26 protein-coding genes are annotated in these 25,955 nt (G+C 66.8%); 14 read left to right on the top strand and 12 right to left on the bottom strand.

Annotated elements, in window-relative coordinates:
- Positions 1-444: 444 nt before the first annotated feature.
- From cofD to GFS60_RS26625, 3 genes are read left to right on the top strand one after another with little or no spacing between them, the layout of a single operon-like run.
- On the top strand, positions 445-1,431 hold the full coding sequence (gene cofD / locus GFS60_RS26635) for a 2-phospho-L-lactate transferase (protein ID WP_159925860.1): 987 nt from the start codon (positions 445-447) through the stop codon (positions 1,429-1,431).
- Positions 1,428-2,768, top strand: coding sequence for a coenzyme F420-0:L-glutamate ligase (locus GFS60_RS26630; protein ID WP_159925859.1), 1,341 nt, complete (start codon positions 1,428-1,430; stop codon positions 2,766-2,768). The genes cofD and GFS60_RS26630 overlap by 4 nt, the downstream gene beginning before the upstream one ends.
- A gap of 10 nt (positions 2,769-2,778) precedes the next feature.
- Complete coding sequence (locus GFS60_RS26625; RefSeq protein WP_159925858.1) at positions 2,779-3,327, top strand: NUDIX hydrolase; 549 nt, start codon at positions 2,779-2,781, stop codon at positions 3,325-3,327.
- Between the two features lie 50 nt (positions 3,328-3,377).
- Here GFS60_RS26625 and GFS60_RS26620 read toward each other — a convergent pair whose 3' ends face one another.
- The 3 genes from GFS60_RS26620 to rfbD are packed head-to-tail and all read right to left on the bottom strand — an operon-like array spanning position 3,378 to position 6,230.
- Complete coding sequence (locus tag GFS60_RS26620; protein ID WP_159925857.1) at positions 3,378-4,457, bottom strand: sugar phosphate nucleotidyltransferase; 1,080 nt, start codon at positions 4,455-4,457, stop codon at positions 3,378-3,380.
- Entirely contained in the window at positions 4,454-5,347 is an 894-nt protein-coding gene (locus tag GFS60_RS26615; RefSeq protein ID WP_159925856.1) for a glycosyltransferase family 2 protein, read from the bottom strand. Before GFS60_RS26615 ends, GFS60_RS26620 begins: the two co-directional genes overlap by 4 nt.
- Before the next feature lie 34 nt (positions 5,348-5,381).
- Positions 5,382-6,230: a dTDP-4-dehydrorhamnose reductase gene (gene rfbD / locus GFS60_RS26610; RefSeq protein WP_159925855.1), complete on the bottom strand. Its 849-nt coding sequence runs from the start codon at positions 6,228-6,230 to the stop codon at positions 5,382-5,384.
- Between the two features lie 67 nt (positions 6,231-6,297).
- Between rfbD and GFS60_RS26605 the strand changes: the two genes are divergently transcribed.
- Both GFS60_RS26605 and GFS60_RS26600 read left to right on the top strand, forming a co-directional pair.
- A complete protein-coding gene (locus GFS60_RS26605) occupies positions 6,298-7,812 on the top strand; it encodes an LCP family protein (RefSeq protein ID WP_442972173.1) in 1,515 nt (504 codons plus the stop codon).
- 23 nt (positions 7,813-7,835) lie between these two features.
- Entirely contained in the window at positions 7,836-8,555 is a 720-nt protein-coding gene (locus GFS60_RS26600; protein ID WP_159925854.1) for a TIGR03089 family protein, read from the top strand.
- On the opposite strand, the gene GFS60_RS26595 is transcribed toward GFS60_RS26600, so the two are convergent.
- Positions 8,540-8,920: a hypothetical protein gene (locus tag GFS60_RS26595; RefSeq protein WP_201453458.1), complete on the bottom strand. Its 381-nt coding sequence runs from the start codon at positions 8,918-8,920 to the stop codon at positions 8,540-8,542. The two genes, GFS60_RS26600 and GFS60_RS26595, sit on opposite strands and share 16 nt — an antisense overlap.
- A gap of 119 nt (positions 8,921-9,039) precedes the next feature.
- Between GFS60_RS26595 and GFS60_RS26590 the strand changes: the two genes are divergently transcribed.
- Positions 9,040-9,885, top strand: coding sequence for a DUF559 domain-containing protein (locus tag GFS60_RS26590; RefSeq protein ID WP_159925853.1), 846 nt, complete (start codon positions 9,040-9,042; stop codon positions 9,883-9,885).
- Positions 9,886-9,893: 8 nt separating this feature from the next.
- Here GFS60_RS26590 and purE read toward each other — a convergent pair whose 3' ends face one another.
- The gene (gene purE, locus GFS60_RS26585; RefSeq protein ID WP_159925851.1) at positions 9,894-10,421 is read right to left on the bottom strand and encodes a 5-(carboxyamino)imidazole ribonucleotide mutase; all 528 of its coding nucleotides are present in this window, start codon (positions 10,419-10,421) and stop codon (positions 9,894-9,896) included.
- Complete coding sequence (locus GFS60_RS26580) at positions 10,405-11,664, bottom strand: 5-(carboxyamino)imidazole ribonucleotide synthase (RefSeq protein WP_159925849.1); 1,260 nt, start codon at positions 11,662-11,664, stop codon at positions 10,405-10,407. The genes purE and GFS60_RS26580 overlap by 17 nt, the downstream gene beginning before the upstream one ends.
- A gap of 131 nt (positions 11,665-11,795) precedes the next feature.
- Between GFS60_RS26580 and GFS60_RS26575 the strand changes: the two genes are divergently transcribed.
- On the top strand, positions 11,796-12,338 hold the full coding sequence (locus GFS60_RS26575) for a GtrA family protein (RefSeq protein WP_109331307.1): 543 nt from the start codon (positions 11,796-11,798) through the stop codon (positions 12,336-12,338).
- Positions 12,339-12,353: 15 nt separating this feature from the next.
- Here GFS60_RS26575 and GFS60_RS26570 read toward each other — a convergent pair whose 3' ends face one another.
- The 5 genes from GFS60_RS26570 to GFS60_RS26550 are packed head-to-tail and all read right to left on the bottom strand — an operon-like array spanning position 12,354 to position 16,425.
- Complete coding sequence (locus GFS60_RS26570) at positions 12,354-13,688, bottom strand: sensor histidine kinase (RefSeq protein WP_159925847.1); 1,335 nt, start codon at positions 13,686-13,688, stop codon at positions 12,354-12,356.
- An 8-nt stretch (positions 13,689-13,696) separates the two neighbouring features.
- Positions 13,697-14,377: a response regulator transcription factor gene (locus GFS60_RS26565; RefSeq protein ID WP_109331309.1), complete on the bottom strand. Its 681-nt coding sequence runs from the start codon at positions 14,375-14,377 to the stop codon at positions 13,697-13,699.
- A 39-nt stretch (positions 14,378-14,416) separates the two neighbouring features.
- Positions 14,417-14,974: a PH domain-containing protein gene (locus GFS60_RS26560; RefSeq protein ID WP_159925845.1), complete on the bottom strand. Its 558-nt coding sequence runs from the start codon at positions 14,972-14,974 to the stop codon at positions 14,417-14,419.
- Positions 14,975-14,990: 16 nt separating this feature from the next.
- The gene (locus GFS60_RS26555) at positions 14,991-15,548 is read right to left on the bottom strand and encodes an HdeD family acid-resistance protein (protein WP_159925843.1); all 558 of its coding nucleotides are present in this window, start codon (positions 15,546-15,548) and stop codon (positions 14,991-14,993) included.
- Positions 15,549-15,564: 16 nt separating this feature from the next.
- Positions 15,565-16,425: a biotin--[acetyl-CoA-carboxylase] ligase gene (locus GFS60_RS26550; RefSeq protein ID WP_159925841.1), complete on the bottom strand. Its 861-nt coding sequence runs from the start codon at positions 16,423-16,425 to the stop codon at positions 15,565-15,567.
- A 104-nt stretch (positions 16,426-16,529) separates the two neighbouring features.
- Here GFS60_RS26550 and GFS60_RS26545 point away from each other — a divergent pair, with 104 nt between their 5' ends.
- Genes GFS60_RS26545 through GFS60_RS26535 form a run of 3 tightly spaced genes read left to right on the top strand, consistent with a single transcriptional unit; the run spans position 16,530 to position 19,199 of the window.
- Complete coding sequence (locus GFS60_RS26545; RefSeq protein WP_109331314.1) at positions 16,530-18,170, top strand: acyl-CoA carboxylase subunit beta; 1,641 nt, start codon at positions 16,530-16,532, stop codon at positions 18,168-18,170.
- Positions 18,167-18,520, top strand: coding sequence for an acyl-CoA carboxylase subunit epsilon (locus GFS60_RS26540; RefSeq protein ID WP_159925839.1), 354 nt, complete (start codon positions 18,167-18,169; stop codon positions 18,518-18,520). Before GFS60_RS26545 ends, GFS60_RS26540 begins: the two co-directional genes overlap by 4 nt.
- 34 nt (positions 18,521-18,554) lie before the next feature.
- Positions 18,555-19,199 (top strand): Maf family protein, encoded by a 645-nt coding sequence (locus tag GFS60_RS26535; protein ID WP_159925837.1) that lies wholly within the window; start codon positions 18,555-18,557, stop codon positions 19,197-19,199.
- On the opposite strand, the gene GFS60_RS26530 is transcribed toward GFS60_RS26535, so the two are convergent.
- Positions 19,119-20,903: an MFS transporter gene (locus tag GFS60_RS26530; RefSeq protein ID WP_159925835.1), complete on the bottom strand. Its 1,785-nt coding sequence runs from the start codon at positions 20,901-20,903 to the stop codon at positions 19,119-19,121. The two genes, GFS60_RS26535 and GFS60_RS26530, sit on opposite strands and share 81 nt — an antisense overlap.
- 250 nt (positions 20,904-21,153) lie before the next feature.
- Here GFS60_RS26530 and GFS60_RS26525 point away from each other — a divergent pair, with 250 nt between their 5' ends.
- The 4 genes from GFS60_RS26525 to GFS60_RS26505 all read left to right on the top strand — a co-directional run bounded on the left by GFS60_RS26525 (position 21,154) and on the right by GFS60_RS26505 (position 25,943).
- A complete protein-coding gene (locus GFS60_RS26525) occupies positions 21,154-22,635 on the top strand; it encodes a condensation domain-containing protein (RefSeq protein WP_159925833.1) in 1,482 nt (493 codons plus the stop codon).
- Positions 22,635-24,077, top strand: a complete 1,443-nt coding sequence (locus tag GFS60_RS26520; protein ID WP_159925831.1) for a condensation domain-containing protein — start codon at positions 22,635-22,637, stop codon at positions 24,075-24,077. The genes GFS60_RS26525 and GFS60_RS26520 overlap by 1 nt, the downstream gene beginning before the upstream one ends.
- Before the next feature lie 553 nt (positions 24,078-24,630).
- A complete protein-coding gene (locus tag GFS60_RS26510) occupies positions 24,631-25,530 on the top strand; it encodes a sulfurtransferase (RefSeq protein ID WP_159925829.1) in 900 nt (299 codons plus the stop codon).
- Positions 25,527-25,943, top strand: coding sequence for a SufE family protein (locus tag GFS60_RS26505; RefSeq protein ID WP_159925827.1), 417 nt, complete (start codon positions 25,527-25,529; stop codon positions 25,941-25,943). The genes GFS60_RS26510 and GFS60_RS26505 overlap by 4 nt, the downstream gene beginning before the upstream one ends.
- The last annotated feature ends 12 nt before the right edge of the window (positions 25,944-25,955 follow it).

The raw sequence follows: 25,955 nt of genomic DNA, 5'->3' as shown, positions 1-25,955 counted from the left end.
CGATCTCCTGCGCGACGAGTTGTCGCACCGGATTCTCACTTACCTTGTCTTCTTGCACACAGACTTCTTGAACACAGACGCCGTCTGCTGCGCCTGCTTCGGAATTGGTCTGCGGTTCGTCGCTTACTGTGCTCCAGCGAGTCTCCGACTCGACCTGCTCATTGGGCATCGCTCCGCCTCCTCACCTGTGATAGCGCAGAAAATTTCGATCGTTCACGTACCCCGAACCGAACACCCCTGCCATCCGTTCGAACAACCGTTCGAATTGATCCCCGCTGCAAGCGATTCCACGCCTACAACCGTCGGAATGACATATTTGTGATTAGACACGCCCAGCGTGTCGCGGTCAAGCTAAGCCGAAAATGTCCATTACTATTTCGCGCTCGAATTCGCGGAGGGAAGCGGCCGACCGCCTCCGCCGGAGCACCGCCTAGGCTTTGCTTCGTGAACGTGACTGTATTGGTTGGCGGAGTCGGTGGGGCTCGATTCCTGCAAGGCGTACGCAGACTCCTCGGCACCGACGGGGCGCAGGAGGGCGACTCTCCCACCCCTCGGATCACCGCTGTCGTCAATGTCGGTGACGACGTGTGGATGCACGGCCTGCGCATCTGCCCCGACCTGGACACCTGCATGTACACCCTCGGCGGCGGCATCGACACCGAGCGTGGATGGGGTCATGCGGGAGAGACCTGGAACGCCAAGGAGGAACTTGCGGCGTACGGTGCCAAACCCGATTGGTTCGGTCTGGGCGACCGCGACATCGCCACACACCTGATTCGCAGCCAGATGCTGCGCACGGGGTACCCGTTGTCGGCTGTGACCGAGGCCCTGTGCAATCGCTGGCAGCCGGGTGTCGCCCTGTTGCCGGTCACCGACGACCGCAGTGAGACGCATGTCGTCATCACGGATCCGGAAGACGGTGAGCAGCGCGCAATCCACTTCCAGGAATGGTGGGTCCGGCACCGCGCCCAGGTCCCGACACACAGTTTCGCGCACATCGGAGCCGAGCAGGCGAAGCCCGCCCCCGGAGTGGTGGAGGCGATCGAGTCCGCGGACATCGTCCTGCTCGCCCCGTCGAATCCGGTGGTCAGCATCGGGGCGATCCTCGCCGTCCCGGGCATCCGCGGGGCCTTGCGCACGACGGCCGCGAAGGTGGTCGGCGTCTCCCCGATCATCGGCGGAAAGCCGTTGCGCGGCATGGCGGACGAATGCCTGGACGTCATCGGGGTCGAGACGTCGGCGGAGGCGATCGGGCGCTACTACGGGGCGCGCAGCGGGACCGGAATCCTCGACGGCTGGCTGGTCCACCACACCGACACCGCCGACGTTCCCGGGGTCGAGGTCCGGAGTGTGCCGTTGATCATGACCGACCACGACGCGACCGCGGCAATGGTCCGGGCCGCCCTGGACGTGGCAGGGGTGCCGCTGTGAACGATCACGCGCCGGGCGGCCCGCTCGAAATCCTGCCGGTCCTCGGTCTGCCCGAGTTCCGCCCCGGCGACGATCTCGCCGCCGCCGTGGTTGCGGCGGCATCGTGGCTTCGCGACGGTGACGTGCTGGTGGTCACCAGCAAGGTGTTCTCCAAAGTGGAGGGCCGCATCGTCGCCTCCCCCACCGATCCCGACGAACGAGACGCCGCCCGGCGGCGCCTCGTCGAGCAGGAAGCCGTCCGCATCGTCGCCAGGAAGGGACGCACACTGATCACCGAGAATCGCCTCGGGATCGTCCAAGCGGCCTCGGGGATCGACGGTTCGAACGTCGAGGGGTCCGAACTCGCTCTGCTGCCCGAGGATCCGGACCGCAGCGCTCGTGGTCTCCGGGACGCGATCAAGGCCGCCCTCGGTGTCACCGTCGCTGTCGTCGTCACCGACACGATGGGACGGGCGTGGCGTAATGGTCAGATCGATGCCGCGATCGGTGCGGCCGGTCTTCCCGTCCTGCACGCGTATGCCGGGGCCCGCGACGGCCAGGGCAACGAGCTGATCGTCACCGAAGTGGCGATCGCCGACGAGATCGCCGCGGCAGGCGATCTCGTGAAGGGAAAGCTCGGCGGCGTGCCCGTCGCTGTCGTGCGGGGCCTCGACGTCGGCGACGACGGGTCCCGCGGGGCGGATCTGATCCGGCGCGGACCGGAAGACTTGTTCTGGCTCGGCACCGCCGAATCGCTGGCTCAGGGCCGATCCGAGGCCCTTCTGCTGCGGCGCTCGATCCGGCAGTTCTCCGACGAGCCTGTCGACGCCGACGCCGTTCGCGCCTCGATCTCCGAAGCGCTCACCGCTCCTGCGCCGCACCACACTCGCCCGGTCCGGTTCGTCTGGATCCGGACCCGCGCGATCCGGGACGAACTGCTGTCCCGCATGCGGGATCAGTGGCGGGCCGACCTCACCTCCGACGGCATGGACGCGGCGGCCGTCGAAGCCCGGGTGGCGCGGGGGAACATTCTCTTCGACGCCCCCGAGGTCGTCATCCCCTTCTGTGTTCCCGACGGCGCCCACAGCTATCCCGACGCGCGCAGGCAAACGGCCGAATCCACGATGTTCACCGTGGCCGTCGGCGCGGCTGTGCAGGGATTGCTCGTCTCCTTGGCCGTCAAGGGGATCGGCAGTTGCTGGATCGGCTCGACAATATTCGCCGCCGACGTCGTGCGCAGCGTCCTGGAACTGCCCGCCGACTGGCAGCCTCTCGGTGCCGTCGCGATCGGCCATCCCCTGGAGCCGCTCGCGCCGCGAGATGTCCCCGACCCCGCCGACGCCCTTCTCGAACGGTGATCGCCGCGACATGAGCGCCGAATCTCTGCACCGGTCTGCGACCGAGGTACTCGAGTCCTGGAAAACAGGTAGCGAGAGCGACGAATCGTTACGCCACACCATGCTTGCGTTCCTCGGTTCCGCACCCCTCGGCTGCCTTCGCGAGCACGCCCCGGGTCACATCACGGCGTCGTCGTTGGTGCTGGACGACGGCGGCTGCCACGTCCTCCTCACCTTGCATCCCCGTGTCGGCCGGTGGATCCAGCTGGGCGGGCACTGCGAGGCCACCGACGAGACCGTCGTCGACGCGGCCCTGCGCGAGGCATGCGAAGAGTCGGGTATTCCAGATCTACGGATCGACCCCGAATTGCTTTCGGCGCACACACATCCCATCACCTGTTCACTGGGACAGCCGACCCGCCATCTCGATCTGCGCTTCCTCGTACGAGCCCGGCCCGACGCACACATCGTGCGCAGTTCCGAATCCACAGACCTGCGCTGGTGGCCGGTGGACGCGCTGCCGCCCGCCGCGGAGAAGTCGACGATCGACCACCTGGTCCATCTCGCCGGGCTGCGCTGAGCAGGACTACCTGCGCCAGGTGGCGCAGTAGTCCTGTGTGCCTACGCCTTTCACACGTCGGTGCTGAACCGCACTCCGCCGTCCGGAAGCGTCACACCCGGCCACACCCGGGCCCCACGCAACAGCTCACACCGGGCACCGATGTCGGCTCCGTCGCCGATCACCGCATCGCGGACCAGAGCCCGCGGACCGATGCGCGCACCGAAACCGATGATGGACCGTTCCACGGTCGCCCCTGCCTCGACGACCGCACCGTCGAACAGCACGGCGCCGTCGAGGCGTGCACCCGCCCCGACCTCGGCCCCCCGGCCGACCACGGTGCCGCCGATCAGCAAGGCACCCGGGGCGACACCCGCTCCTGGGTGAACCAGGGATTCGCCGCGGGGCCCGTCGAGTGCCGGCGAGGGGGCAATGCCCCGGACGAGGTCCGCCGAGCCGCGGACGAAGTCCTCCGGAGTGCCCATGTCACGCCAGTACGACGAGTCCACGTGCCCGTACACTCGGGCGCCCTCCGCCAGCAGAGCCGGGAAGACCTCGCGCTCCACCGACACCGGCCGTCCGGATGGGATCTGTTCGATGATGTCGCGCTTGAACACGTAGCAGCCAGCGTTGATCTGGTCTGTCGGCGGGTCCTGAGTCTTCTCCAGGAACGCCGTGACGCGTCCGTCCGCGTCGGTGGGAACGCAACCGAACGCCCGCGGATCGCCCACCCGCACGAGGTGCAGCGTGACGTCGGCTTCGGTGGTTCGGTGTGTGTCGAGGATCCCGCCGAGGTCGGTGCCGCCGAGCACGTCACCGTTGAACACCATGGTGTTCTCACCGCGCAGTTTCGGAAGCACGTTGCGGATGCCGCCACCGGTTCCGAGCGGCTCGGTCTCCGTGACGTAGTCGATCTCGAGACCCAGCTTCGACCCGTCACCGAAGTATTCTTCGAACACCTCCGCTTTGAATGACGTGCCCAGGACGACGTGGTTGATTCCCGCCGCCGCGATACGCGCGAGCAGGTGGGTGAGGAACGGCAGACCTGCCGTCGGCAGCATCGGCTTGGGCGCCGACAACGTCAGCGGGCGAAGCCGAGTGCCCTTGCCTCCCACCAGCACCACTGCATCGGTCTTCTGTTCACCTGTCATCGGACGTCGCCCCCTCGTTGGTCATTCTTGTGTCGTTCGCGCACTGCCGCGGCCACCGCCAACCTCGACCGCACCGCCAATCCTCCCCGGAGGGCCCACCGCAACGGCGCCTGCCACCAGTGCGGGTGCCGGTCTGCCTGGAAGCGGTAGGCACTTTGGTGATGGGCAGGCAACATCAATTCGGGATGCTTCCCGGCTGCATGCCCCTTGGCGTGCGTGACCTCGGCCGACGGGACGTAGACGTTGAGCCACCCCGCCTTGCCCAGCCGGTCACCGAGATCGACATCCTCCATGTACATGAAGTAGCGGGAGTCGAAACCGTTGATCGAATCGAATGCCGCCCGGCGCATCAGCAGGCATGAACCGGACAACCAGCCGACCGCGCGCTCGCTGAGCGACTCGTTCTCCTGGCGGTAACCGGCGGTCCAGGGATTGGACGGCCACACCGTGCCCAGGACCGCGTGGCCTGCCCCCGACACCAGGTCGGGCACCTGGCGCGCCGAGGGATACACGCTTCCGTCGGGTTCGAGCACGAGGGGACCGAGGGCTCCCGCCCGTGGCCACCGCTCCGCAGCCGCGAGAAGAACGTCGATCGATCCGGGCGCCCACCGAACATCCGGATTGGCCACGACGACGAACTCGATCTCTTCGTCGATCTCCGCCACAGCCCGGTTGACGGCACCGCCGTAACCGATGTTCCCGCCGGTGCGTAACAGGCGCACATGCTCGTACGCCTTGTCCGCAGCCTCGGGAGCGCCGTCCGTCGAACCGTTGTCGGCCATCACGACCTGCGGCTCTTCTTTCGTCGCCTCGGCGAGAGTGTCCAGGAAATGCTCCAGATGCTCGCCTGGCGAATAGGTCACCGTCACCACGGCCAGCTTCGAACTCACGCGGGCAAGCGTAGCCGTTCCGGCGCGCTCCGCCTCACACGACCGTTGTCAGCGCTGCGCGCAAGGCGTCACGCCACGGCCGCATAGGTGTGAGCCCTGCGCCTACCCAGGCGTTCTGTGACAGAACAGAGAACGCCGGGCGCGGGGCGGGGCGCACGAACTGCGTACTCGAGCATGGGCGAACCCGCTCCGGGTCGGCCCCTGCCTCCTCGAAAACCGCCCGGGCGAGGTCGTACCAGCTGGCCTTTCCTGCGTTGGTGGCATGCAGTACCGGGACCGTGACATCGGTGCGGAGTACCAGTTCCAGGAGGGCAGCCGCGAGGTCCCCGGCGAAGGTGGGCGAACCCACCTGATCGTTCACCACGTCGATCGTGTCGCGCTCACGTTCGAGGCGGAGCATGGTGGCCACGAAATCGGAACCCGCACCGCTGTAGACCCACGCGGTCCGCACGACGTGGGCGGTGGGAAGCGCTGCGTGCACAGCGCGCTCACCCGCCAGTTTGGTGCGCCCATACGCTGTCGCCGGCCCGGTCGGCGAATCCACCTCGTACGGCGTGTCCGCCTGGCCGGCGAACACGTAGTCGGTGGAGACGTGCACCAGCCGCGCACCCGCGCGGGCACACGCCGCCGCGAGATTCGCCGGGCCTCGCTCGTTGACGGCGAGTGCCGTCGCCTCGTCGGATTCGGCGGCGTCCACTGCGGTGTACGCAGCGCAGTTGATCACGACCGATCCGCTCTCCACCTGCGCGTCCACGGCGCCGCGGTCGGTGATGTCGAGTTCGTCCGATCCCACGCCGCGCACCGCGATTCCTGCTGCCTCCGCGCATCGGACAAGGTGTCTGCCCAGTTGTCCCCGGGCACCGGTCACCAGTATTTCCGTCACGCGGTCAGTCTGGCACGCCGATCGCCGCGTCCCGACTCCGAACGCGCCGACCAGTAGCCTGGTTTGCGTGTCACACGAGCAACCCGTTCCGGGCGACCCCCCGAGGACGCGCCGGCATCCCGTCCACATCGCGGCGGCCGTGCTGTCGGTGCTCGCACTCGTCGTCACGGGCTTCGCGTGGCGGAGCATCGATTCGTTGCGGAACAATCTGGCGACGGCGGGCGGTCTCGGACTCGGCGGAAGCGCCGACGGCGCCGTCGACATCCTCATGGTGGGTACGGACAGCCGCACCGATGCGCACGGCAACCCGTTGTCCCAGGAGGAACTCGATTCGCTGCGGGCCGGCGAGGAGGTGGCGTCCAATACCGACACCATCGTCCTGATCCGCGTACCGAACGACGGCAGTTCCGCCACCGCCATTTCCATCCCCCGCGACTCCTACGTCAACGTTCCGGGAATCGGCAAATCCAAGATCAATGCGGCATACGGCGCCACCAAAGAAACGGAGCGGTTGAAGCTCGTCGAGGGCGGCGCGACCGATGAGGAGGCCGAGGAGCAGTCGACGGAGTCCGGCCGGGAGGCACTCATCAAATCGGTCGCGGAATTGACCGGCATCACCGTCGACCACTACGCCGAGGTCGGGTTGCTCGGATTCGTCCTCCTGACCAACGCGGTGGGCGGCGTCGACGTGTGCCTCAACGAGCCGGTGGACGAGGACATGTCCGGGGCACATTTCCCCGCTGGTGAGCAGTCGCTGAAGGGCGCCGACGCGTTGAGCTTCGTCCGGCAACGCCACGACCTCCCCCGCGGTGACCTCGACCGCATCGTGCGACAGCAGGTGTTCATGGCGTCGCTCGTCGGCAAGGTTCTGTCCGCGAAAACCCTCAGCGATCCGGGCAAGCTGAACGAACTGAGCGCTGCGGTCCAGCGTTCCGTCGTACTCGACGACGACTGGGACATCATCGAATTCGCCACCCAACTCCAGGACCTGGCCGGTGGCAAGGTGCAGTTCGACACCATTCCGGTAGCCGATCTCAACGGCATGACCGACTACGGCGAGTCCATCGTCGAGGTCGATCCGAAGGCCGTGAAGAAGTATGTGGCGGGTCTCGTCGGTGAAGAACCGAGCGACTCGGAGGACCCGACCACCACCACACCGAACATCGACGCGTCCACTGTGACCGTGGATGTCGCGAACGCCAGCGACATCGGGGGCCTCGCCACCGGTGTCTCCGATGCCCTCACCGCGCTGGGCTACATACAGGGTGAGGTGGGTAACTACACCGGCACCTCGGTGAGTTCCACCACGGTCTTCGCCCACTCCGCGGACGACGACAGCGCCAAGGCGGTTGCATCGGCACTCGGTGGGCTGCCCACCGACACCGATTCGTCTCTGCCCGAAGGCTCGGTTCGCGTGGTGCTGTCCGACGACTACGACGGCCCGACCTCCGCGGAGACCACCGCCACGAGCGGAACTACCGAGACCGCCGGCACGTCCTCCGCGGCAGGTACCTCGCCCACTCCGGCACCGTCCGGCCCGCCCATCGATGCCGGCTCCTCCGGCCCGCGCTGCGTGAACTAGAGAACGAGAAACGAGCTGTGTCCATGAACCATGCCTCCCGCACGCTGACCGATGCCCTTCTCGACCCCATCCTGGCGAGCGACCCGGCGGGTCCACGAGTGACGTTCTACGACGACGCCACCGGCGAACGGGTCGAACTCTCCGCGCTCACCCTGACCAACTGGGCCGCGAAGACCGCCAATCTGTTGCGGGACGAGTTCGCCCTCGAACCGGGGGCGCGGGTGTGCGTGCTGCTTCCCGCGCACTGGCAGACCGCCGCAGTTCTCCTCGGTGCCTGGTGGGCTGGGGCCGAGGTCGTCCTCGAGCCCGACGAGCGGGCGGAAGTCGCACTTGTGTCGGTGGACCGTCTCGACGACGTCGACGACGTACCCGAGGTCGCGGTGCTTTCTCTCGACGCATTCGGACGCCCCGTCCCCGATCTCCCGGTCGGCATTACCGACTACGCCACCTCCGTCCGCGTCCACGGCGACCAGTTCCGGCCGACCGTCGCCGGACCAGCGCTCGCCGGGGCCGGCGTGGACGACGTTCTCGAGGCCGCACGAGCGTCGGCCGACGCGCAGGGAATCACGTCGACGGATCGGGTGTCGTCCGATGCCGATTGGGATTCGCCCGATGCACTGATCGGCGGGCTGATCGCCGTCTTCGCGGCCGGCGCGTCGCTGGTGCAGGTGGCCAACGCAGACCCGTCGGCTCACGCGCGGCGGATCGATACCGAGAAAATCACGCGTCAGCTGACGCGGTAGCCACCGTCCGCCAGTCCCGCGGCGATCTCGAATCTGTTGCGCCTCCCGGGGTGCCGTAACTCCTCGAACAGGTACCGCAGCCCGAAGGTCCACCCGTACGTCGCCCACTGGTCGGCATGCACCGACTCGTGTCGCAGTAGCGGACGCGCCGGCATCCGGCCCGTGAGAAACGCGCCACCGATGGTGGTGCCCCCACGCGCGAAACCGCCCCTCATACCGCTGCACACGAAGATGCCGAACTCGTCGTCGAAGGCAATCCGTCCACCCCACGCCCGCCCATACACCAACGCCAAGCGGGTGATCGCCGCCGACTGTGCATTCCCCCGTGACGCACGGATGACCGCGATCCCACGACTGCGTCTCATCCGTGGAGGATAGGTGCTTGCGGCGAGCTTCATCCACCACATCACGCCCATCCACAGACCAACCGGAAGTCCCAGTTCCCCGCAGGAGTGACCCAGCGGTCACCGCGATGCTGTCGACCATGACCACAAGCATTCGTACCCTGAAGGAACTGACCGACGCCGGAATCCCGCGCGGCACGATCGCCGCCCGGTGCCGGAGTGGCCGCTACCACCGCGTCCTGCCATCGGTGTACTCCCTCGTCGAACCCGACACGTATATCCGGTGCGCCGCATTGTCCGAGTGGCGCCCGGACGGGGTCCTGAGTCACCGCACAGCAGCCTGGCTCTACGGGTGGTTACCCGAGCCGGTGGTCGTCGAGGCGACGATCCCCAGGGCGCTCCGCGTGACGCCCCCGGACTGGTTACGGCTGTACCGCCGCGACCTCCCGACATCGTCGGTATCGATGGTGTCGCTGCTCCCTGTGGTCTCGTCCGCTCGAGCGCTCTTCGACTGCGCCGTCGTCATGCCAGAGCGCGACGTCGCGTCGCTTGTCGACACCGAACTCAACCGAAGCGTCGATCCCGACGAATTCCGGGACCTCTGCATCACCCACCGCGGTCGGCACGGCGCACCCGCAGCACGGCTGCTTCTACGCCACGCGGCCCTCCGCGCCGCGTCGGAACCCGAGCGGGTACTCGGTAGAGAGCTCAGCCTCCGCGGTTGTCCGCTCGAGGCCAACCACCCAATCGGTCCGTACTCGGGTGATTTCGTCGATGAGCAGGCGCGGATCGTCGTCGAGGTCGACGGCCGCGAATTCCACAGCGACCCGAAGGTGTTCCGGAACGACCGACGGCGTCAAAATTGGCTCGTCAGGGAGGGGTGGATGGTGCTCCGCTTCGCGGCCTACGACGTCCTGGCGCATCCCGATGTGATCGCCGACGAGATCGTCACTGCGGTGCGTCGGCGCCGCCGCAGTCGGCGCTGACAGTGCACTCAGCCGAGCAGCTTCTCGCGCAGGGCTTTGTCCTTGTCGAGAACCATCGATTCGAGCCCGTCCTGGAACGCGGCCATCTGCCGTTGCAGGGTGGGGTCGGCGGCACCGAGGATGCGGACGGCGAGCAGACCCGCATTACGGGCTCCGCCGATGGAGACCGTCGCGACGGGAACGCCCGCAGGCATCTGCACGATCGAGAGCAGGGAATCCATGCCGTCGAGGTACTTCAGCGGAACCGGCACACCGATGACGGGCAGTGGGGTGGCCGAGGCGACCATGCCGGGCAGATGCGCGGCGCCGCCGGCACCGGCGATGATCACCTTGACGCCGCGACCGGCAGCGGACTTCGCGTAGTCGAGCATCCGCTGCGGTGTGCGGTGGGCGGAGACGACACCGACCTCGAACCGGACACCGAACTCCGCGAGGGCCTCCGCGGCGGCTTCCATGGTGGGCCAGTCGGAGTCGCTGCCCATGATGAGCCCGACCTGCGCGCCCTGCTGTGCTGCCGATTCACTCACCGTGTACATCCCATCCGTCGGTCCATTCCGCGTGTGAAAGCCAATGCGCCGCCCGCTCGGCCCGCTCACGCACCGCGGCCACGTACTGGGGGTCGTCGACGGACCCGGGGCCGCCCACGATGTTGACGTGGCCGATCTTGCGGTCCTTGCGTTCGCCCTTGCCGTAGAGGTGCACCTTGGCGTCGGGCATCCGCGCAAACAGGTGGTGGACCCGTTCGTCCATGCTCATCTCCGGAGCGGTGGGCGCCCCGAGGACGTTCGCCATGACGGTGAGCGGCGCGATCGGCGCGGTATCACCGAGGGGGTAGTCGAGGACGGCACGCAGATGCTGCTCGAACTGCGAGGTGCGGGCGCCGTCCATGGTCCAGTGGCCCGAGTTGTGCGGGCGCATCGCCAGTTCGTTGACCACGAGGGTGCCGTCGGAGGTTTCGAAGAGCTCTACCGCCATGGCGCCCACCACACCGAGTTCGGAGGCGAGCCGCAACGCCAATCCCTCTGCCGCTGCGGCGAGGGACTGGGGCAGCTGCGGAGCCGGAGCCAGGACGACGGCGCACTGGCCGTGCCGCTGAACGGTTTCCACGACCGGCCACGTGGCCCCCTGGCCGAACGGTGACCGTGCCACCATCGCCGACAGTTCGCGGCGCATGTCGACCTTCTCCTCCACGAGGAGGGCGACACCGTTGTCGAGTTGCTGCGTGACGATGCGCTCGGCTTCGTCCGAATCGTCGGTGATCCAGACACCCCGGCCGTCGTATCCGCCGCGGACGGCCTTGATCACCAGCGGCCATCCGTGCTGCGCGCCGAACTTCACGACGTCCTCGGCCCACGTCACTTCGGCGAAGGCCGGGACGGGCGCACCGAGCTCGCCGAGCTTGCGACGCATCGCCAGCTTGTCCTGCGCATACACCAGCGCCTGCGGCGGCGGCTGCACATTGACGCCCTCGGCGACGAGGACGTCGAGGTGCTCGGTCGGGACGTGCTCGTGGTCGAAGGTCAGCGCATGCGAACCGACTGCCGCCTCACGCAGCGCGTTCAGGTCGGTGTGGCTGCCGAGAACGACGTCGGGGCTCACCTGTGCGGCAGGTTCGTCGAGCGCACCCGAGAGCACGCGCAGCGTCTGGCCGAGCGCAATCGCGGCCTGGTGCGTCATCCGCGCGAGTTGGCCACCGCCGATCATCGTCACGACGGGTTGCCCGGCGTGCAGATCGCGGGGGGTCGTGGGACGCGGTGAGGAGTCAGAGTTGCCGGTCACGGGTCATAAGTTTGTCACGTCCGGTGCCGGGTCCCCGCGCCGAGGTGGTAGCACGTCACTTTCTGTGATTCTCCTGATGATTTCACCGCCAGTTAGTGGTATTGCGTCCTGCTTTCGTAAACTTCTCCGTTGTGTCATTCGTCGATGGTGTCCTTGCACGCGTACCCCAGCCTTTCCGGGCTCTCGCGTTGCGGCATCACGAACTGATCAAGTTCGCCATCGTCGGCGGCACCACTATGGTGTTCGACCTGGCCATCTTCTACTCGCTCAGCCTCACGATCCTGGAAGAGAAGCCGGTCGTCGCGAAGGTTCTTTCCGGCGTCCTGGCAACAGTGCTGAGCTACATCCTCAACCGCGAATGGTCCTTCAAGAATCGCGGTGGACGCGAGCGCCACCACGAGGCGTTGCTGTTCTTCACCATCAGTGGCATCGGAGTTCTCATCGCCGCTGCCCCCTTGTGGACCGCCAACAACGTCTTCGATATCCGTGCCAACCAGGAAAATCTCACCACTCTGGTGATCGTCGACTTCGTGCTCAACTACATCATCGGGAATCTTCTGCAGATGGTCTTCCGGTTCTGGGCGCTGCGCCGGTTCGCCTTCCCGGAACAGACTGTCCGCATCGATCCGGATCTGGTCGACGAGGCCGCCGAGGAAGAAATCGGCCACGCTTGAGCCGAGGGAGCGCTCCTACCGTGGCTCCCTGATCCCGGCCACCCGGGTCGGCACGTGCTCCCGCGCGACCGGGACGAAGATCGCGAACAACGCCGGCCGGCGCCGCTGCAACTCGAGCCGGCCCCCGTCGGCCTCTATCAGCGCCCTGGCCAGCGCGAGCCCGACTCCGGTGGATCCGGCCCCGGAGAACCCGCGGTCGAAGATGTGCGGCGCGAGGTCGTTGCTCACCCCGTCGCCTTCGTCGGAGACCTCCACGCACACCGTCGCTTCGCGGATGGAAGCATCCGGACCCGCCGCCCTGAGCGTCTGCCCGTGAATCAGCCGCACCGCGACAGTGCAGGTGCCGGCGCCGTGCATGAGGGCATTGTCGACGAGCACCGCGACGGCCTCACGCAGCCGTGAGCCCGTCGTCGACGCCATCACCGTGGCATCACCGCGCAGCACCAGGTCGCGAGAGGCATCCTCGAAAGGCCGCTTCCAGTCGGCGATGACAACGCCGAGTTCCCGGATCACGGAGACATGGTTTTCGGTACCGCTGTTACGCGAGGAGCGCACCAGTTCGTCGATCGCGACGGTGAGGCGGTCCACCTGCGCCATCGCCTCGTCCGCCTCGACCACGACAGCGGGGTCGGAGTGCTCCGACAGTTCGTCGAGGCGCAGGCGCACAGCGGTCAGGCGGCTGCGCAATTGGTGCGACACATCGGCGACGAGGGCGTGCTCACGCTGCAGCCTGCCGGCGATCTCGACGGTGGCGGAATCGAGGACATCGGACACCCTGTCCAGTTCGGGAATGCCGTGGCGACGACTGTCCGGGCGAAAATCGCCCTCGGCGAGACGGGCAGCGCGGCCGGCCACGTCCCGCAGCGGGCCGGCGAGCCGGTTGGCCGTGACGACCGCGACCACGGTTCCGGCTGCGACCGACACCAGGACCAGGAGCGCCACGGCGCCCACCGCCTGGCGTTGCTGAGTGCGCATCTCGTCGGACGGCACCTCGAGGCGCAGGGAACCGGACGTGCCCATCGCCAGCGACTCGACCAGCGGTGAGGGGACGACGGGTTCCCCGATATCGACGCGGGCGGCGCCGTCGTCGGGGGTCGGATATACCACCACCAACCGGCCGTCCGATGGGGTCAGAAGACGCAGCGAATCGATGTCGAGGGCCCCCTCCACGACACCGTCCGCACCTTCTTGGGCGATGATTTCCGTCGCCATCCGGTCGAGGCGAATTTGGAGGTCACTGCGGGTGAAGTCCTCCACCCACAACCAGGCGGTGTAGATCAGCGGGACACCGAGCAGTAGCGCCGTGAGGATGACGACAGCGAGGATCGACTGGAGAATTCTGCGGCGCACGAACCGGCCTAGTCGGTGTTGATCCGGAAACCGACGCCGCGGACCGTCGCGATCCGTCGTTCGGCGGCGGGCCCCTCGTCACCGATCTTTCGGCGCAGCCACGACATGTGCATGTCCAGCGTCTTGGACCCTCGCAGTTCGACGTCGCCCCACACCTCCGCGAGGATGGTGTCGCGCGAGACCACCTGTCCCGCATGCTCGAGCAGGACCCGAAGCAGTTCGTACTCCTTGTTGGCCAGCGCAATTTCGGCGCCGTTCACCATTACTCGCCGGGCGGCCGGTTCGAGACGGATGCCCCCGACCTCGACGACGGAATCCTCGCCGCCGCCGCGGCGACGCAGGAGGGCACGGACCCGCGCCATCAGCTCCGCCAGCCGAAACGGTTTGCCGACATAGTCATCGGCGCCGGCGTCGAGACCGACGACGAAATCCACTTCGTCGGTGCGGGCGGTGAGCATGAGCACCGCCAGGTCCGAACTGTGGGCGCGGACTTGCCGGCAGACCTCGAGACCGTCCATTCCCGGCAATCCGAGGTCGAGGATCAACAGGTCGTACGCACCGTCGAGCGCCTGTTCCAACGCCGCCGGCCCCGTGTGCTCGATGGTGACGTCGTATCCCTCCCGACCCAGTGCCCGCGACAGCGGGGCGGCAATGGCTTCGTCATCTTCGGCAAGCAATACGGCAGTCACCTACACAGGGTACGGAGATGCGCGAACAGCTGTGACCGGTTACCAGCCATTGCCGGGATCGACGTCCCCGCGAGGGTCTTCGCGCTCGCGACCACGGTGCAGATCCATCGCGTCGAACACCTGGTGGTAGAGGAGCGAGTGGACACGCTGCACGTCGGGAATGTCGTCGAACTCGAGGGGATCGTCGGAGGACGAGACGATGACCAGTGTGCCGGTACGAAGCATCCGGTCGAGCAGGCCGTGCCGGAACTGGACGTTGCTGATTCGTCCCATCGGAATGTCGATGCCTGTGTGGGTCAGCACGCCGTGCCGGATGAGTACCCGACGGTCGGTGGCGATGAAGTGTGTGGACTTCCAGCTGAGGAACGGCGCCAGGCATCGCCAGATCACGACCGCGAGCCAGAGCGAGACCACGACGATCATTGCGACGTTCAGCGACGACCCGTCGAGTTTGTTCCCGGCGAAGCCGAGCGCGAATCCTGCAACGGCCGTTGCCGCTACCAGGGTGACGGCAGGCAGCAGCAACATCTTCCAGTGCGGATGACGATGGAGTAAGAGTTCCTCGTCGTCGGCGAGGGCGTCCTCGGGGTATCCCATACGGAAGAGTCTGCCCTCACCGCATACGGCTCAGCACGATCGGGGTGATGACGATGATGATGCCGTACAGCACCATCCATACTCCGACGACGATAACGAATACCTCGAGCGAGAGTTCGGGTTGCAGCAGCACGATCGCTCCGGCCACGACGCTGATGACGCCGAGCACGATGCTCAGCCCACGGTCCGCGGCAGTTCCCGACGCGCCCTCGACAATCTCGAGCACGCCACGGAACACCCACCACGCACCGACGACGAGGGCGATGATCACCACCGTCTGGAGCGGGCTCCGCAGCACCAGGAACGCCAGAAGTATTGCGAGCGCACCGGATACGCCGACGAGCGTTCGAGCGGCCCCGCCCGCGTCGACGTCGGCGAACGCCCGGATGATCTGCACCAGACCGAAACCGAAGAACTGGATGGCGATGAGGACGGCGACCACCGTGAGGGTGACGTCCGGCCATACCAGCACCGCGACCCCGAGACCCAGTGTCAGCAGTCCGAGTACCACGGTGAGACCGGTCATTGTGCGCCGAACGGTGAGGTCGGCCGATTCGGGACTCGAGGTACTCATGTACCACAGTGTGGCATCACTCCATGCGCACCGGACGCAAATGTGTGATGTCGCCCGCGGAGACCGCTACCGTGTCTGCTCGGCCGTCCGGCGCGATCACCACCCGCCCTTCGGTGTCGATGTCCGTCGCGATCCCGAGAAGTTCAGTGCCGCCAGGCAATTCTGCGCGCACCCGCTGACCGAGTGTGCCGCAGCGGGCACGGTAGGCGTCCGCGAGATCGGTGACGTCCCAGTTCGTGTCGTGCCATTGCTGCCACCGATCCGCGATGGCGCGCAGCACCGCTCGCACGAGTGTGTTCCGGTCGGTGACCTCCGCGCCTTCGAGCAACAACGACGTCGCGTGTGGAACGGGCAGCTCATCCCGGGCGAGGGTGACGTTGATCCCGATTCCGACGACGACCGCCGGATCAGGCGTCGTGGTGGCCACTTCGGCAAGAATTCCAGCCACCTTGCGGCCGTCGATCAGCACGTCGTTCGGCCACTTCAATTCGGCGGGCACCTTCGCGACGGCGCGCACCGCGTCGACCACCGCAACTCCGGTCAGCAACGGCAGCCAGCCCATGTCGCCGACGCTCATCCCAGGCATCGTCAGCAGCGCGGAGACGGCGATCTGCGCCTGGGGTGGGCTGACCCAGGCGCGCGAGTGGCGCCCACGCCCGCTCCCCTGAAATTCGGCCAGCAGGACGTGCCGGTCACAGTCCGCGTGGGCAGCCCGCGCAAGGAGGTCCGCGTTGGTGGAACCGGTCTCCTGCACGACGTCCAGCCGCGACCAGAACGCGCGCGGATCGCCGCCGGCGGATCCTTCGTCGTCGCCGCGGACGAGGGCTTTACGCAGTGCGTCGGCGTCGAGCGGGGGTCGGTTCAGATCAGTCCACATTTCTCCAGCCTATGGTGGGCCCGAAAATGTACTGGTCAGTAGCCGCGTTCGGACGCCCACCTCCCTTGGCCACGGCCCCGCCACTCTCGTTAAGCTGACCTGTCATGACCACTGTTCAGGAGCCGAGCGCGCCGGAGTCGGCGAGCACGCCCGATATTCACACGACCGCGGGAAAGCTCGCCGACCTGCGTAATCGTCAGGCCGAGGCGCAGCACCCCAGCGGTGAAGCAGCGGTCGAGAAGGTCCACGCCAAGGGCAAGCTCACCGCCCGCGAACGCATCACCGCATTGTTGGACGACGGCAGCTTCGTCGAACTCGACGCCCTCGCCCGCCACCGCAGCGTGAACTTCGGCCTCGCCGACAACCGCCCCGTCGGCGACGGCGTCGTCACCGGCTACGGCACCATCGACGGCCGCGACGTGTGCGTCTTCTCCCAGGACGCCACCGTCTTCGGCGGCTCCCTCGGCGAAATCTACGGCGAAAAAATCGTCAAGGTCATGGACCTCGCCCTCAAGACCGGCCGCCCCCTGATCGGCATCAACGAAGGCGCCGGCGCCCGCATCCAGGAAGGCGTCGTCTCCCTCGGGTTATACGGCGAAATCTTCCACCGCAACGTCCAGGCCTCCGGCGTGATCCCACAGATCTCGCTGATCATGGGCCCCGCCGCCGGCGGCCACGTCTACTCCCCCGCCCTCACCGACTTCGTCGTGATGGTCGATAAAACCTCCCAGATGTTCGTCACCGGCCCCGACGTGATCAAAACCGTCACCGGCGAAGACGTCACCATGGAAGACCTCGGCGGCGCACACACCCACATGGTCAAATCCGGCGTCGCCCACTACGTCGCCTCCGGCGAACAAGACGCCCTGGATTACGTCAAGGACCTGCTGTCCTACCTGCCCAGCAACAACCAGGCCGCCGCCCCCCGCACCCAGCCCACCGACCCGATCCCCGGCGCCATCGAAGACTTCCTCACCGACGAGGACCTCGAACTCGACACCCTGATCCCGGACTCGGCGAACCAGCCCTACGACATGCACGAGGTGATCCGCCGGATCCTCGACGACGACGAATTCCTCGAAGTCCAGGCCGAACGCGCCGGCAACATCGTCGTCGGCTTCGGCCGCGTCGACGGCCGCAGTGTCGGGATCGTCGCGAACCAGCCCACCGTCTTCGCCGGCTGCCTCGACATCGACGCCTCCGAAAAAGCCGCCCGCTTCGTGCGCACCTGCGACGCGTTCAACGTCCCGATCATCACCCTCGTCGACGTCCCGGGCTTTCTGCCCGGCACCGACCAGGAGTTCAACGGCATCATCCGCCGCGGCGCGAAACTGCTCTACGCCTACGGCGAGGCCACCGTCGGGAAGATCACCGTGATCACCCGCAAAGCCTACGGCGGCGCCTACGACGTGATGGGCTCCAAACACATGGGCGCCGACGTCAACCTGGCCTGGCCCACCGCCCAGATCGCCGTCATGGGCGCCTCCGGCGCCGTCGGCTTCGTCTACCGCAAACGCCTCCTCGAGGCCGCCAAGAACGGCGACGACGTCGACGCGCTGCGCCTGCAACTGCAACGCGAATACGAAGACACCCTCGTCAACCCCTACGTCGCCGCCGAACGCGGCTACGTCGACGCCGTCATCCCGCCCTCCCACACCCGCGGACAGATCGTGGCCGCCCTGCGCCTCCTCGAACGCAAAATGGTCACCCTCCCGCCCAAGAAGCATGGGAACATTCCGCTATGACCGCTTTCACTGAAGAGCGCACGGAGAACGGTTCGGACACGGCTGCCGAGAGGGCGTCGGTCAACGGTTCCGCCGCCGAGGCCGCCCTCGGGGACGCGGACACCACGCTGTTGCCCGCGGAACCGGGTGCCGCCGCCACCGAACCCTTCGTGACGGTGATCAAGGGCTCGCCCACCGATGAGGAAATCGCGGCCCTGGTCATCGTGTTGACGGCCGCCGCGAACAGCGGCAGCGGAGACCCCGATTCGCATCTGCCACCGGAGTCCTGGGGCGCTCCCACGCGTATGCACCGCACTGTGGCGCCCTTCTCGCCGTACGCGTTCCCGAACGTCTCGGCATCCCGGCGTTGACAGTGACGCTGCCGGTGGTCGTGAGGCGCCAACTGTGACGGCGTTCGTACTTGCCTCGGCCTCCCCGGCGCGACTCGCTGTGCTGCGCAGCGCCGGGGTCGAGCCGATCGTCCGGGTGTCCGGCGTCGACGAGGACGCGCTCATCGCGGCACTCGGTGCCGAGGCGCCCCCGGAGCACGTCGTCACCGAACTGGCCCGCGCCAAGGCGAAGGATGTGCTGCCGGGCCTGACGAGCGAGGGCCTCTCCGACTTCGTGGTGGTCGGATGCGACTCCATGTTGCTGCTCGACGGCGAGTTGCAGGGCAAACCCGGGTCGGTCGAAGTGGCGCGCTCTCGCTGGGCGTCCATGGCCGGCCGTAGCGCGACCCTGCTTACCGGGCACAGTGTTCTGCGGGTGGTGAACGGCTCCGTGATCGGCGACGCATACGAGTCGAGCGCCACGGTGGTTCACTTCGCCAGCCCTGAGGACTCCGACCTCGAGGCGTACCTAGCCACGGGAGAGCCCCTGCAGGTTGCGGGCGCGTTCACACTCGACAGTCTCGGTGGGTGGTTCGTCGAGCGCATCGACGGTGATCCGTCGAGCGTGATCGGGATCGGTCTACCCCTCGTGCGCACTCTGCTCGGCCAGGTGGGCGTCGGTATCGCCGAGTTGTGGGCGACGTCGGGCCGTACCGCCTGACTCTGCTTCGCCCTGCCGGTTCCGCCGCGGAAGGGTGAGCGACGCCACGCCGATTGCCGCGGCCACCGCCGAGATGATCCACAGGATGCGCCGCTCCGCCTGCAGGAAGGCCTCACCCGCCGCCGCACGCGTGGATTCTCGGGCGGCGACCAGGGCGGAATCTGCGATCTGCTGCCCCGAAGCACCCAAGGCCGTAGCGCTTCCCGACCCGAGCGACCGGCAGTCGTCAGGCACCTTCATCGGCGAGGTCGACCCGAGCTGGTCCGTGGCACACCGCACGAAGGTCTCCTCGGCCCGCGGAACGAGGGGCGCCGGCACACCGACCCGTACCAGTTCCGCGGTGAGGGAAGATCTCTCCGCCTGGACAGCCTCCGACGACTGCGTAGCCACCAGGTTGAAGAACACCACCCCGATCACGGCGAGGCCGAGGGAACTGCCTACCTGCTGGACCGTGGGAAGCAACCCGGACACCGAGCCCGCATTGTCCGGTCGCACAGTGGCGAGGATCGCCGTCTGCAGCGGGGCGACGAACAACCCGAGCCCGGCACCTCCCAGGAACAACGGACCTGCCAAGGCCCCCCACCGTGGATCGGTTCCCTCGTGCTGTAACTGAGCGGCCAGCACGACGAGCGAGCCCGCGAACAGGAGCATCCCCAGCGGAAGTACGAGGTTGCCGATTCGCCGGTAGACCACCGAAGACGTCAGCGCGGCGAGACCCGTACCCAACGCCCACGGCAACGTCATCACCCCCGCCCGCAACGGCGAAAATCCGAAGCCGAACTGGAGCGTGAGCGAGATGGTGAAAATCAGCGAGGTAAGTGTCCCGAAGAATACGAAGGCGATGACGGCGCCGATCGAAAACGCACGATCGGCGAACAGTTCCACCCGCAGCACCGGGTCACCACCACGGCGCCCGAGACGCCACTCGTACACGACGAAGGTGATGAGCACCGGCACCGAGCAGGCCAGCATCACCACGATCGAGGTCGGCCAGTCCCGCTCGCGTCCCTCCGCCAGCGGGAAGATGAGCAGGAAGAGGCCCACCGCCGACAGGACGGCGCCGCCCACGTCGAGTCGCCGGACACCGTCAGCCTTGGCGTCGACGAGATAGAAGTACCCGAGCACCAGCGCGGCGATGCCGAGCGGGATGTTCACGAAGAAGATGAGGCGCCACCCCCAACCGAGCAGATCCCACTGGATGAGAAGCCCCCCGACGAGGGGACCTGAGATCGTCGCAAGCCCGATGGTCGCTCCGTAGATACCGAAGACCCGCGGGTGGGCACGTTGGGGAAACAGGCCCGAGATGATGGCGAAGGTCTGGGCAGACATCGATCCGGCAGCCAGGCCCTGCCCGGCCCGCGACAGGACCAATTCCATCGGCGTCTGTGCCAGCCCGCAGAGCAGGGATGCGAGAACGAACACGGCCAGAGCGGTGAGGAAGACCCGGCGCCTGCCGAGCAGATCACCCAACCGAGCGGCCGTGATCAGCGAACATGCGAACGAGAGGGTATACACGCTCACCATCAGCAGCTGGGCAGACACCGAAGCGCCGAGGTCGACCGCGATGCTCGGCAGCGCGACGTTGACGATCGTGGCGTCGAGGAGTTGCATGAACACGGCAGCGAGACTGGTGGTGAGACCCAGCCACGGGGCCCATCGACCGAGCTCTCTGCGGTCGGGGATTTCATGCTGTGTCACAGGCATCCGCACAGGCTAGTAGCCCGAAGTGTGCCGCGGGTTGTGAGGTAGTTCAAAAAACCGAGATATTACGCCAGGAAGTTGCAGCGTAGGGGGCGTTTGATCGACACTTGACTGGACCGGAACCGACCTGTAATCAGTCTCCGTACTCCGTTACCTCTCGCGGTAAGGCACTCAGTGCCGCATCCTGTTGCGAGACGCGCGTGCACGACCGAACTCGCACACCTCGACATTCGACTACCTCAGGAGCCGCTCGATGGACTTGAACTTGATCACCCACTGGACACCACAGCCTGGGAGGGTCGTCGAGTGGAAAGTCACGGACATAAGTGCACGAGCGGCTGCGCAGGCCCCGGTCGACCCTGCCCTGCCGACCACCATGCAGGAACGACACCTGAGGCGGGCACGACTCGCCGCGCAGAACGGGGAGACGCAATCCCCCTGGATCGGTATCGCGTTCGATTTCCCCGGCAGACTCGACAGGGCCGCCATGACGCGAACCCTCGAGCGGTACGTTCTGCGGCACGACACCCTCCACAGCTGGTTCTCGTTCGCCGACCCAGCAGCAGATCCCACGGATACGACGAATCCCGTTCGGCGACACGTCGTTCCGGCCGAGTCCATCAACCTCGCCCCAGCCGAGGGCGCCGTTCTGGACAGGCCTGAGCAGGTACGCGACCACGTCGCGGCGCGCTTCGCGAACGACACCAGTGCACTCGCCTGGCCGGCCTTCGTATTCGGTGCGGTAGAGCACTACGCGACTGACGCCCCCGACGCCGAGGAGAGCTTTACTCTCTTCCACGCGATCGACCATGCGCACACCGACATGCAGTCGATGATCCTGATGTTCGCCGAGACAAGAATGATCTACCAGGCCGAACTCGACGGCGTGGAGCCGGAATTGCCGGACCCCGGCAGCTACGTGGACTACAGTCGGCGCGAGCGTGAGAAGGCCGCGACGTTGACGATGGCGTCTCCGGAGGTGCACGGCTGGATCGGTCACCTCACCCGTAACGGAGGAAGCTTCCCGAGCTTCCCCCTCGACCTCGGAGCGTCCGACGCGCCGAAGCCGGCCATCGGCAGCCGGTTCGAGCTGGCCGACGCACGGGACTGCGAACTGTTCGGGGTCGCATGCAAGGCCAATGGTGCCAACTTCATCGGTGGTGTATTCGCGGCGCTGGCCATCACCGAGCACGAGCTCGTCGGACGCGACCGTTACATGGCGCTCTCCCCGGTCACCACCCGCAACGATCCGCAGTTCTACTGGTCACAGGGGTGGTTCATCAATCTTGTTCCGGTCGGATTCGAATTGGACGGCGCCACCACGTTTTCCGGGCTCGCGCAGCGCGCGCAAGAGGCATATCGCTCAGGGAAGACTCTCGGCGAAGTCTCGGTGCAACAGGTGATCGACACGGTGCTGGCCGCCTCGGGCCCCGGCACCCTGTCACAGCACACGACACTCACGCCTCCCCCGATCGTGTCGTACATCGACGGACGCAGGTTGCCCGACACCGAGAACTTCTCGTCCACCCGCGCCACCGGCATCGTGGGAGGGAAAGCAACCCAGATCGCCTCCATCTGGATCAACCGGGTCCTCGAAGGAACGTGGATGGCCATCTCCCATCCCGATACCCCGGAAGCACATCGCTCCGTCGCCGCCTATGCAGGACGCCTGTCGACCATCATGAAAACGGTAGCCCGCGAGGGTGATTACCGCTCGCCGGAGGGGGTGCGCTAGTGCATGTCACGTCCATCGACAAGTACATGCTCGAACCCGGCATCGTGACCGAATGGTCCGTGGACCCGGGGGTGGTGTCGCAATCGGCGGTGCCGCCGTCCTACAACCAGCAATTCCACCTCGACACGGCGCGCACCCACGGTATCGGCCGGAGTGTATGGATGGCAGCGGCTTTCGATCTTCCGGGCCGGCTCGACAAAGAGGCCCTGGAACTCGCGCTCGTTCACTTCATCCGGCGTCACGACACCCTGCAGACCGGGTTCGATGTCACCTCCGACGTGTTGATGCGGGTCGATCTCGACCCTGCCCTCGCCTCGGTGGTCGCCACCGATCCGGTGCTCACGTCGTCACCAGACGAGCTTCGTGACCATCTGCGACGCCGCTTCACCGAGGCCTGCGACCCGTTGACGTTTCCCGCGTATCTCTTTGCGACCATCGAGCGGGACGACCACTACACCGTGGTCAGTGCCTTCGATCACACTCTGGTCGATGGCTACTCGCTGGTCATTGCGCTGGGTGAACTCCGACAGATCTATCAGAAGCTGTTGTCGCACAGCGTGTCCCGCGACATCACCGCGGCGGAGTTGACCGAGGGACTCGGCGATCCCGGCAGCTTCCTGCGGTATTGCGAACTCGAGGCCGAGACACCGGTCACCGAGCTGGGTGACCCCCGGGTTCGTGAATGGGCACGGTTCTACGAGCGGTGCGGTGGCACCGCGCCGAGTTTCCCGTTGGACCTGGGTGTCGAAGCCGGCAAGCCTGCACCGCAGGGCGCCGACGTCCGCCCACTATTGGGCACCGCCGACGCCGAACGCTTCGAGGAGATCTGCTTCGACTCCGGCGGAAGTCTGTTCACCGGCACGCTTACCGCGATGGGGTTGGCTGTCCAGTCGATCAACGGCACATCCCGGATGCCGCTGCAGTTTCCGCTGCACATTCGCCAGGACCCGCAGTGGGCAAACGCACTCGGATGGCTCACGACGAGTGCCCCCCTGACCGTGGAGGTGACTCCCGACGGCGACTTCCAGTCCTCGCTGGCGCACACGCATGCGTCCTTCCGCACCGCCCTGACCTTGAAGGGCGTCACGATGGCCCAGGTCCGCGAATCGCTCGGCGACGCGTACCGGCGAACCCGGACGGACGTGTTCATGGTGTCCTACATCGACTACCGCCGACTCCCGGGCACCGACGATCACGACGAGTTGAATGCCCACCACATCAGCAACGTGACGGTGGCCGACGACGCACAATTCTGGATCTCACGAACAGGGAGGGGCCTTGCGCTGCGCTCCCGATTCCCCGAAACCCCGACGGCACGGCGTGCGGTCACCGACTTCCTCGAACGGCTGCGCGAGATCATGCTGAACATTTGCGAGAACGGTGTCGCACCCATCGCCGAACTGACCACCCAGCTGCACCTCGAGGGCACTCCCGTCATCTGACGCCTGCCCAGCTCGCTCGGACGGATCGAGAATGCGTTGCCGCATGGTCAGCGCGATGTCGGCCGCTCGCACCCGTGCACGGCCTGCGACCTCGCCGCCGAACAGGTCGTCGACACTGGCGGTCCACAGCTCGACCCATCGGTCGAAATGCCGGTCGGTGAACCCGTGCTGACCGTGCAGCGCGCGGTGGACGGCGAGGACGCCGCCGCGGTAGCTGCCGGACCCCAGAAGGACCGACTCCCAGAAGTCGCACATCACGGGAAGATGGTCGTCGAGTCCGACGGTCGCGAGTGTGTCGAACGCTGTTCGGAGGATCGGGTCGGTGAACGCCCGTGCGTAGAAGTGCCTCAGCAGCAACTCCAGGTCGGCACGGGTCGAGATGTCGGGCATGAAACCTCCGTTCACGGGGCGAATCTACGCATGCCGAACGCGCTGCGGCGAACCCCCGGACGGTTACTGTGAACGCCGTTCGGACGAACTCGAGCCGTCGGCCTAGAATTGGCTTTCGTCCCACCGAGTCTGCCCCGTCGTCCAATCCCGCAGGAGCCCGCCCGTGCCCGTAGCGCCAGATCCCACGCCCTCCTTCGCCGAGTACGCCCACCCCGAACGGCTGGTGTCGACGGAGTGGCTCAACGCACATCTGGGAGCGCCCGGCCTCAAGGTGGTGGAGTCCGATGAAGACGTCCTTCTCTACGACGTCGGTCACATCCCCGGCGCCGTGAAGGTCGACTGGCACCTCGACCTCAACGATCCGGTCACCCGCGACTACATCGATGGCGAGAAGTTCGCGGAACTGATGAGCCGGAAGGGCATCAGCCGCGACGACACCGTCGTGATCTACGGCGACAAGAGCAACTGGTGGGCCGCATACGCGCTGTGGGTGTTCACCCTCTTCGGGCACGAGGACGTCCGCCTCCTCGACGGTGGCCGCGACGCGTGGATCGCCGAGAACCGGGACACCGCATTCGACGTACCCGACATCACACCCACCGACTACCCGGTGGTGGAACGCAACGACGCCCCGATCCGGGCGTTCAAGGACGACGTGCTCGCCCACCTCGGCAAGGGCCCGCTCATCGACGTGCGTTCACCACAGGAATACACCGGCGAGCGCACACACATGCCCGATTACCCGGAGGAAGGCGCACTGCGCGGCGGTCACATCCCGAGTGCGCAGAGCATTCCGTGGGCCAAGGCGGCGGCGCCGGACAGTCGTTTCCGCTCCCGCACGGAATTGAACGAGATCTACAGCGGCGTGTCCGCCGCCGCCGACATCGTCGCGTACTGCCGAATCGGTGAACGCTCGAGTCACACCTGGTTCGTGCTCACCCACCTGCTCGGTTACCCGCAGGTCCGCAACTACGACGGATCGTGGACCGAATGGGGCAACACCGTGCGCGTTCCCATCGTCAGGGGTGAGGAACCGGGCGAGGTCCCCGGCTCGTCGTCATGACCCTGATGCCCGATTCGCTTGCCGAGATCGTCGACGACTTCGCTGCCGTCGACGGTTCCGACAAGCTGCAGCTGCTGCTCGAGTTCAGCCGTGAACTGCAACCTCTGCCCGCCGAACTCGAGCAGGACGCCATGGAGCCCGTTCCGGAGTGCCAGTCGCCGCTGTTCCTGTTGGTAGACAGTTCCGATCCCGAGCACGTGCGACTGCATTTCAGCGCGCCCCCGGAGGCGCCGACGACGCGCGGTTTCGCGTCGATCCTCCAGCAGGGTCTCGACGGCCACAGCACGGCCACGATCCTCGGCGTACCCGACGACTTCTACTCCGCCCTCGGGCTGGCGGACGCCGTCAGCCCGCTCCGGTTGCGCGGCATGTCCGCGATGCTCGCACGCATCAAGCGGCATCTGCGCGGCTAGGCCGGCATCCAA

Source organism: Rhodococcus sp. WAY2, from assembly GCF_009859915.1.
GTDB classification, from domain to species: domain Bacteria; phylum Actinomycetota; class Actinomycetes; order Mycobacteriales; family Mycobacteriaceae; genus Rhodococcus_F; species Rhodococcus_F oxybenzonivorans.
The sequence above is the reverse complement of the archived record's forward strand: the minus strand, read 5'-3'. Positions and strand labels throughout refer to the sequence as shown.

What these genes read in the sequence shown, in the direction of transcription:
- GFS60_RS26625 (WP_159925858.1), top strand. Translation starts at nt 2,779, where the DNA reads ATGAGCGCCGAATCTCTGCACCGGTCTGCGACCGAGGTACTCGAGTCC.
- GFS60_RS26620 (WP_159925857.1), bottom strand. Translation starts at nt 4,457, where the DNA reads ATGACAGGTGAACAGAAGACCGATGCAGTGGTGCTGGTGGGAGGCAAG.
- GFS60_RS26600 (WP_159925854.1), top strand. Translation starts at nt 7,836, where the DNA reads ATGAACCATGCCTCCCGCACGCTGACCGATGCCCTTCTCGACCCCATC.
- GFS60_RS26595 (WP_201453458.1), bottom strand. Translation starts at nt 8,920, where the DNA reads ATGAGACGCAGTCGTGGGATCGCGGTCATCCGTGCGTCACGGGGGAAT.
- GFS60_RS26590 (WP_159925853.1), top strand. Translation starts at nt 9,040, where the DNA reads ATGACCACAAGCATTCGTACCCTGAAGGAACTGACCGACGCCGGAATC.
- purE (WP_159925851.1), bottom strand. Translation starts at nt 10,421, where the DNA reads ATGTACACGGTGAGTGAATCGGCAGCACAGCAGGGCGCGCAGGTCGGG.
- GFS60_RS26560 (WP_159925845.1), bottom strand. Translation starts at nt 14,974, where the DNA reads ATGGGATACCCCGAGGACGCCCTCGCCGACGACGAGGAACTCTTACTC.
- GFS60_RS26555 (WP_159925843.1), bottom strand. Translation starts at nt 15,548, where the DNA reads ATGAGTACCTCGAGTCCCGAATCGGCCGACCTCACCGTTCGGCGCACA.
- GFS60_RS26550 (WP_159925841.1), bottom strand. Translation starts at nt 16,425, where the DNA reads ATGTGGACTGATCTGAACCGACCCCCGCTCGACGCCGACGCACTGCGT.
- GFS60_RS26545 (WP_109331314.1), top strand. Translation starts at nt 16,530, where the DNA reads ATGACCACTGTTCAGGAGCCGAGCGCGCCGGAGTCGGCGAGCACGCCC.
- GFS60_RS26540 (WP_159925839.1), top strand. Translation starts at nt 18,167, where the DNA reads ATGACCGCTTTCACTGAAGAGCGCACGGAGAACGGTTCGGACACGGCT.
- GFS60_RS26530 (WP_159925835.1), bottom strand. Translation starts at nt 20,903, where the DNA reads ATGCCTGTGACACAGCATGAAATCCCCGACCGCAGAGAGCTCGGTCGA.
- GFS60_RS26525 (WP_159925833.1), top strand. Translation starts at nt 21,154, where the DNA reads ATGGACTTGAACTTGATCACCCACTGGACACCACAGCCTGGGAGGGTC.
- GFS60_RS26505 (WP_159925827.1), top strand. Translation starts at nt 25,527, where the DNA reads ATGACCCTGATGCCCGATTCGCTTGCCGAGATCGTCGACGACTTCGCT.